This window comes from Blautia sp. HCN-1074, assembly GCF_037890165.1.
GTDB lineage: Bacteria > Bacillota > Clostridia > Lachnospirales > Lachnospiraceae > Blautia_A.
Map to the genome: position 1 here is coordinate 1 of NZ_JBBKBP010000085.1, position 404 is coordinate 404.

The 404-nt window shown below is 42.3% G+C and carries 1 pseudogene; it reads left to right on the forward strand.

What is annotated here, in order from left to right:
- Positions 1–404, forward strand: a pseudogene (locus tag WKT11_RS20140) (IS30 family transposase); the annotation flags it as partial.

Sequence of the window (404 nt, forward strand, 5' to 3'; positions counted from 1 at the left end):
GCCATGTATTCATCGCAAGAACTGTAAGATGACATGCTTGTGTGATAAGATGTGTGGCATTCATTGTAAGCTTTGCAGAAAACCATCCTTTCGCTGCACTGATATATGTCCCGCATATGAGACAGCTGAATGTGAGAAACTGAATAAACCACCCTACGTATGTAATGGCTGTGGTAAAAAGACCCATTGTCTTATGCCCAGAAGGTTTTATTCATCCAAATATGCCCATGATGAGTACCGCAGCGTGCTAGTCGATTGCAGAGCCGGCATAAACCAGACTCCGGAAAGCATTCAATCCATGAATGATTTATTGGTTCCATTGATCAAGGAGAAACATCAGTCCATCGGTCATATTTATGCTACTCATGCAGAAGAATTGGGTTGCTCCAGAAGAACACTTTACT